Genomic DNA, 7326 nt, shown 5'->3' with positions numbered 1-7326 from the left:
ATGTCCGCTGTCCGCCCGTTGTGTCGAACGGACATGTCTGCTTAGGGCTGGGAGCGGCCATTAGACGCTATTTGCGTCAATGGCAGCTTTGCGCAGAAAGTGTACTTTGCAAAGTCACGCGAACGGCCCTTAGCGGACGTTGACCGGCCCTCGACATTGCTGCGGTGCGGCTCGTCAAAGCGGACCCTCGCTAGGATTGCGAAGCGGTAAGGTTCATTTCTATGCCGGACATAATCCGGTTTGTCTCGGTTAGAATTTTTATGATGCTCTGGTAATGACGTATGTCCTCGAAGCTCAAAGTACGGCCCTTACGATCCTTCAGCCACTTCTGAGCGGGCTGGTAGCCGCCAATATAGGCGTTCCAAGCGGCCTCAGGGACCGCGGCAAAGCTTTGTGTGGCATTCACCCATACGCGGCCCTCTCGGTGCTCAGGCTTGTCTACGACACCGTCTCCGCTGCCATCAAATACGCAGGCCGTCGTGTCTCCAATCGCTGAACTCTCCATTAGGTGCAAGCGACGAAGCTCCGATCCTTTCGGAACCATGTCCCAGAATTTTGCAGGAGAGGAAGGCCATGGAATACGAGGGAAGTCAATTTTAAGAAATTCGGCGTAGGTGTCGCGGTAGGCTGGGCAGTGGAGAACAGCATATATGTAGTCGAATATGTCCTCTGGCGAGGGTTCGCCATACGCAGTGTGTGTCGATAATCTAACCATCTTTTTATGAAGCTGAGGGTCGAAATTCGGTCGCCTCGTCTGATCAATTGTCTCCTCTACGTAAAGTGGAGCAATGTTATTGGCTTCCTTTAAGCTGAGGGTGTGATGTTGGACAATATGGGACGCGACGAAAACATCGCTAAATACTCGTTTTTCTTCGATGCCACGGTTGAACATGAGTCCCAGATTTTTCCCGTCAGCGAATTGCCGCATGAATTCGGATCGAGGCCAATCAACTAGGTCTTCGGTGAATGCGATCTGCCTCCTGTCGAAGGGGCGGTAATCAATCGTGGTAAATGTTTCTTCCGGATTGGTCGCCCTCAGCGCTGTTCGGGCTTCAGAGACAGACCACCCTCTTGTATCGCCACGCAGATACTTACTGTTCTTTCTTGCAGGGAACATGGAGTTTCGGACGCTGTCATCTGATTTGTCTGGGTCTAAGAACTTACTAATTTTGTCATCAAGGTCCGCTTTGTCGAAGCCAATAGCAAGATGATCTCGTGCCGATATGATGCCTTTTTGGTTCATCGGCATAAACTCAGTTATCGAGAAGCCGTTATCGTAAGCTTCCAGTGTTTGGGCGTCGATCTCGTAAAACATGTAGTAAGGTTTATGGAGAGTTATTGGCTTGGAGCCTAATAGCTCCTTAACGCCCCTTAACAATGCGTCATTTTTTTCCTTACGTGTCCCCCAAATATCTCCACGGTATACTTTCGCGTTAGTGTTTTCCTTGGCATCGTGGTTCTTCACAGCCACGATAATCGAAACACCTTGGCGGATGTCAAACACGTTCTTGTCCGGTTTCCCTTCCTGTGTCAGCTCTTTTTTGTTGGCATTGCCATGCAAATCTAAGACATAAATTTTGTCAAAAGTTTGAAGCAAATGCCAGCGCATGCCGCGAAATGTGGGATTGTCCAAATACCCATGATTAGTGATGAAGCCCAATACTCCATGCCCATTTTTTTCTATTAGGTGTTCTGACATCCGAATAAATTTGACATAATCGTCCTGTAGCCAATGCTTGCGTTCGCCAAAGTGCTCTTTGCCGACATATTTGTAGTCTTCAATAAGGTCGGTGATCCACTCGCCATTGTTCTGTGAGACTCCAGAATAGGGTGGATTCCCAATAACGCACATGATTGGAGTCTCGGTTTTGATCTCGTTTGATTTCCTGATTTCGTCCGATAGCCATCGCTGAAACGGCAGAGTTGCATTTAGTGGCTCGCCTTCCTCCAATGAGTTCGTCAGGTAGACTGATAGCCTGGGAGGATTCTCCGTTGGTTTATAATTCATCTCGGAGAGCATCATGTCCAATTTCATGTGGCACATGGCATAGGAAGCCATGAGCAACTCAAATCCATGTAGACGTGGGATCAAGTGCTCCTCAACATACGAATTCCACATACCGGGAGCGATGTTTTGTATCCGGGGAGCAATTTGCTTGATTGCCTCTGCAAGAAATGTGCCCGTGCCTGTTGCAGGGTCTAGGATTTGCACTCGGTGCATTTCTTTGGTGACAATACCAGTCTTGCCGTCCTTACGTAGCTTACCCGTAGCGGTGCGCAGGGTTTGCCCGGTCGTCATTTTGACTTTCACTTTTGATATGTCTGCCAACCCGTCTTTAAGTCCAAACTCAGTTTGGAGTATCTCGTCAACCGCTCGAACGATGAAGTTGACGACTGGTTCAGGGGTATACCAGACCCCACGGGCTTTGCGCTTTTTAGGATCATATTCTGCAAGGAATGTCTCATAGAAGTGTATGAACGGGTCTCTGCGTCCAGTGGTTGAGCCGAACTTTTCCATAATCTTGGCGACATCGCAGGACTTGAACACGATTGCCAATTCATCAAGGATTGGCTTTAGGCGATCGTCGAGACTAGGCCCGGCGATATAGCCGAAGAGATTGCGCAGGAACGGGTTTGATTTCGGTAGAAGATCGAGTGCCTCTTGTCGAGTAAACGTATCCGGTGAAGGGTCATTAAGACGGGCGGCGAACATTCCGTATGCGACTGTTTCGGCATACATCCCAGCAAAATCCGATATCGAAATGTCGTGAATCATCAACTCACGAAACGTGTTGTATTGATCCGACAACTCAGTGCGATCATTTTTATCTTTGATCAGAGCTTCACCAAGATACTGTTTGATCAGGATGGCCTTACCAGCCATCCTCTTGGCCAGTTCTTCGGGGGAGGTGATAGAGATGGGTGTCTGAGTGGCAAAGTCTTTTAGAGCCGACTCTAGGACCTCGAACTGACTTGGGTCGGATTGAAAACCCATCAAGTGTTCACCGATCCTGACTTCCTGCCGTTCGATACCGTTCCGATAGAAAATGAAGGTGAGGCCGTCGGTGTATATGAGATTGTCCAAGCCGCGTACATACCGTGCGTGTTGGTCCTTCTCATACCCTTTGAGCTTTCGAATATCGTGGCCAAGGTCCTTCGCCTCAGCCCAGCCGATTACGACCTCGCCACGGTGAAACGCGAAGTCAGGCGCGCCAACGTCTTTGCGTTGCTTTGGCTCGTTTTGAGCGATGGTATCTGTCGCGATCTGGTCGAAGAGTGCTTGGAGTGCTGGGCGATATGAGTGCTCCGTTGCATCATTCCTGCTGTGGACCTCAATTAGCGTGTCGAAATATCCTTGAATGTCCATGACGTTCCATCAAATGCGTATTGTTGAAACCACCATGAACGAAGGAAATCTCAATGACCAGAACTGAGTAGCTCGAGCTTGATCGAATTGACGCACCAGCCCTAACAACATGAACTTGGTTGGCCGAACTATTTGAGTCCGCTTGGGTCTGTAGACCTCTGTCGGTTTGCTGTCGCAGCGAATGTCAGCTTCCCGCCAAAGATGTCGTTCGCCCATGTCCGCTTCGGGCTGGGAGCGGCCATTAGACGCGATTTGCATCAATGGCCGCTTTGCGCAGAAAGCGAACTTTGCAAGGTTTCACCTATAACCCCGACAGGGGCCTTTCGTGTGGCGTGTGGCGTGCGGCGAAGGTTGGCAGTGAGCCCTCTTTACAGAAATTCTGCAATGCAGCGAATGTCTGCTATGGCCGTAGAGGCAAAAACGCTCAACAACCACTTGGGTTTTGAACGGGGTTTGCTGCTCATGAGCCTGTTGTGATTGAAGGGCCCAAGTGAACTGGATCAAGAACCTATTCGTTCCTAAGAAGCCATTCCACGAGGACTTTGCTGCGAACCTTTACGATGCGCTCGTGCTGGGAGGTGGCCCATCGTCTGAGGCGGGCCTAACTATTAGAAAAGTTAACCTTCACGGTAACCTCTCAGAGCCCTTTCAAGCGCCTCCTTAAGCTGCTCTAGCGGACACCCCCCCATACGATCCTTCATGTTATGGCGTAAGGAATATGCGACATGCTTTGGGTTGGCCGTCAATCCAATTGAATCATCCCTTGCACTCAACATTTCCAAATTTTTCAATGCACATATTTTGCGTACATGAGCGAATTTGCACGTCACGTCTTGGTTTATTTCTGTCAACAGTGCGCACTGCTGGCACAGTATAATATTCAGTTCTCATTACCTGATTGCACGTAATTGAATATCCATTACCTGTACAATTTGTCCGCCCTGTCGGAACTTGTCTAGATTGAGATAAATTGTACAGTTCTTGCTCGTAGCGAGGCTGAATTTTGGAATTCCATGTTGATGTGCAAAGACTTTGCTCTACTCTAAATTCAGGTGTGCCACAGCTCACAAGTAAAAAAAGCACACTTAAAAATCCAAACCGTCTCATACATATCTCCATTTTAATCCAAACCGACTATACCAATCTAACCAAGCAATACTTGCATCATTTGAACACCTTACTCTCCCGCTTTCAACTCAAAGCCTCTCAAACAATGCGCTTTTTTATAATAGGTTGACCTTTGATAAAACTAGTGTGTCCCTAACACGTAGCGCGTTACCCGCAAAATTGACAAGTTGGTAAAATGCCTACTCTTCAATCATGCTGTGTTTGGGACAAATTGACTTTGGCCAAGGAAGCCAGAATATGTATAGGGTGGTTCGAAAAGCAGCCATTCAATAGCCTCTTTCGAACGGCAACAAAGTCCGCACAGCAGACACTCGCCATCCTATTTGGCGTTGATCTCGTGTGCATTCGTGGCGAAAGTTGGCAATGAGCCCAGAGTGACCAATGCTGCAGCCCGTATAAATGGCGGCTTCCGGAAGCATAGCGGGCGTTCACTGATAGTCTACAATGTTAATCTTTAGTAATGGTTTGAACTTTACTTAGCCAAAAGAAATGCAAGTTGCGCGGCTGATGTGACGCCATCAATAAGCCGTATAGCTGCAGTTTCACCTAAGTGCGCAGGAATATGGACCATACCGGCGCAGCCAAGGACGACTGTATCGACCTTGTCTTCAGAGACAGCACGTTTGATTTCGCCAACCACGGCAGGTGCGGTTCCGGCAGGGTCTGTTTCCAGATCTAAAACTGGGACACCACAGGCACGGACGCGGGCAAGTTGGGATGTAAAGCCGTAGGCGTGGATGTTGTTTTCCAGTATGGGCACAGAAACGTCCAACGTAGTGACGACTGAAAATCTGCGCCCCGAAAGCACCGCCATATGATAGGCAGCTTGGCCAATACCGATAACAGGACAGTCTACAATATTGCGCGCAGCGTCCAGTCCCGTGTCATCAAAGCAACCGATAATAATAACCTTCGCACCAGCATTAGAGGCTTTTCGGACCAGCGCCAACAAGGGCGGGATACAGGCTTCACCGTCCTCGGGGCCTTGGATGGCTGCAGGCCCGTTAAGCGAGGTCCAACCCTTCAGTGTTACACCCGCATTTGATGCTGTTTCGACCATGGCTTGGGTCATGGCTTCGGTGCTGTTGGGGTTAATTAAGACGATCATCAAACAGCTTTCCCTGCATCGTTGCCCGCGCGTGCTTTGCGCCGCTTGCTCACCAGCGCGAGAGCGAGAAACACCCCGATGATCAACAGCGAGAACAGCGTCGTCAGGGTGCCAAGCGCATACAGCACAGGCGACGTAACATTGGTCGTCATCCCGTAAATCTCAAGCGGCAAGGTATTGTAGCTGCCCGCCGTCAACAAAGTGCGCGCGAATTCGTCATAGCTGAGCGTGAAGCCAAATAAGGCGACGCCAATCAGTGAGGGCGCAATTATCGGCAACACAACATGGCGAATTGTTTGCCATGGGGATGCCCCAAGATCGCGGGCGGCTTCCTCGAAGCTTTTGTCGAAACGATTGAAGACGGCGAACATGATCAACAGGCCGAATGGCAGCGTCCATGTCAGTTGCGCGCCAAAACCGGAGGTCGACCAATGCACGTTGAGCCCGCTTTGCGAAAACAGCAAGCCCACGCCCAGTGACACAAGGATTGACGGGATCACCAGCGCCGTGATGATCAGGTAAAACAGAATGCCCGAGCCTGCGAATTTCTTGCGAAAGGCCAAGCCGCCCATGACCGAGACGACTACTGTTGTGACCATGACCATCAAGCCCAACACAATTGAACGGCGAAAGCTGCCCCAGATGTCGCCGACTGCCTGTTGTTCGAACAGGTCATAGAACCAATACATCGATACGCCGCGCATTGGGAAAGTCAGACCGCCACCCTCTCCTTGAAATGACAGGACGCCAATGGTCAGCGTTGGGCCGTAAAGGAATAACACAAACAGCGCAAAGAAGGCTGACAGGACATAAAACGATCTTGGGCGCGGTTCCATTACAGTTCCCTCCGGATATCGACAAAACGCAGAAGGATGCCAATGGTGATCAGCACCGTTGCCAGCAACACGATGGCCGTGGCAGACGCGCTTGGGTATTGGAGCAACGCGATGTCGTTCGAGATCAGGCGACCGACGTTGGCAGATTGGCTGCCGCTCATGAAGCGAACAGTGATGAAATCGCCCATGACCAGTGTGACCACGAAAATGGTACCGATCATGATGCCCGGTTTGGTCAGCGGGATAATAACATTCCATAAAATTTGCGCACCGCTTGCCCCTGCATCCCGCGCAGCCTCGATCAAGGATTTGTCGATCCGCATCATCGTGTTGAAGATCGGGACGACCATGAACAGTGTGTAGAGGTGCACAAAGGCGAGGATGACGGCGAAATCTGAAAACAACAGCCACTCGACCGGTTCGTCGATCACGCCCCAAGACATCAAGGTTGTGTTGGCGATGCCGTTGCGCCCGAGAAATGGTATCCAACTGATCATGCGGATGATGTTGGACGTCCAGAACGGGATTGTGCACAGGAGGAAAAGTGCGATTTGCCATGTCAGGCTTCGAATGTGGAATGCCAGATAATAGGCTACGGTGAACCCGATGACCAAGGTAAAGGCCCATGTGATGAACGCATATTTGAACGTATTGAGAAAGACGGTGTAGGTGACAGGTGACCCAAACAGGAACGCGTAATTGTCCCATTCAAAGGCCGGAATGATGGAAAATTCGGTCGCACGCCAAAAGCTGACGATGACGATCAGGGCAATCGGCATCACCAGAAAAAGCAGCAGAACGGCGGCAAGGGGCGACACCATCAGCCAGCCAGTCACATTGCGATTTTCTAACAGTTTTTTCATGGATCTTCTTTGTATTGGATGGGG

Annotated in this window: 4 protein-coding genes; all 4 read right to left on the bottom strand. The window is 50.1% G+C overall.

All coding sequences use genetic code 11. The features are described from left to right. Nucleotides 1–190: 190 nt before the first annotated feature. The 4 genes from V7775_RS16245 to V7775_RS16230 all read right to left on the bottom strand — a co-directional run bounded on the left by V7775_RS16245 (nt 191) and on the right by V7775_RS16230 (nt 7302). On the bottom strand, nt 191–3367 hold the full coding sequence (locus V7775_RS16245) for a type ISP restriction/modification enzyme (protein ID WP_335752953.1): 3177 nt from the start codon (nt 3365–3367) through the stop codon (nt 191–193). Between the two features lie 1600 nt (nt 3368–4967). Next, nucleotides 4968–5603: an aspartate/glutamate racemase family protein gene (locus V7775_RS16240; RefSeq protein ID WP_335752952.1), complete on the bottom strand. Its 636-nt coding sequence runs from the start codon at nt 5601–5603 to the stop codon at nt 4968–4970. Then, a complete protein-coding gene (locus tag V7775_RS16235) occupies nt 5603–6439 on the bottom strand; it encodes an ABC transporter permease (RefSeq protein ID WP_335752951.1) in 837 nt (278 codons plus the stop codon). The genes V7775_RS16240 and V7775_RS16235 overlap by 1 nt, the downstream gene beginning before the upstream one ends. After that, nucleotides 6439–7302, bottom strand: a complete 864-nt coding sequence (locus V7775_RS16230) for an ABC transporter permease (protein ID WP_335752950.1) — start codon at nt 7300–7302, stop codon at nt 6439–6441. The genes V7775_RS16235 and V7775_RS16230 overlap by 1 nt, the downstream gene beginning before the upstream one ends. Between the last annotated feature and the right edge of the window lie 24 nt (nt 7303–7326).

Origin of the sequence: Sulfitobacter sp. (genome assembly GCF_036960155.1) — a bacterium.
Classification (GTDB): Bacteria; Pseudomonadota; Alphaproteobacteria; order Rhodobacterales; family Rhodobacteraceae; genus Sulfitobacter.
Note: the sequence above shows the minus strand (reverse complement) of the source record. Positions and strands in the feature narration are given on the sequence as shown.

Coding starts and splice junctions, on each gene's coding strand:
- V7775_RS16235 (WP_335752951.1), bottom strand. CDS start 6,439: ATGGAACCGCGCCCAAGATCGTTTTATGTCCTGTCAGCCTTCTTTGCG.
- V7775_RS16240 (WP_335752952.1), bottom strand. CDS start 5,603: ATGATCGTCTTAATTAACCCCAACAGCACCGAAGCCATGACCCAAGCC.
- V7775_RS16245 (WP_335752953.1), bottom strand. CDS start 3,367: ATGGACATTCAAGGATATTTCGACACGCTAATTGAGGTCCACAGCAGG.
- V7775_RS16230 (WP_335752950.1), bottom strand. CDS start 7,302: ATGAAAAAACTGTTAGAAAATCGCAATGTGACTGGCTGGCTGATGGTG.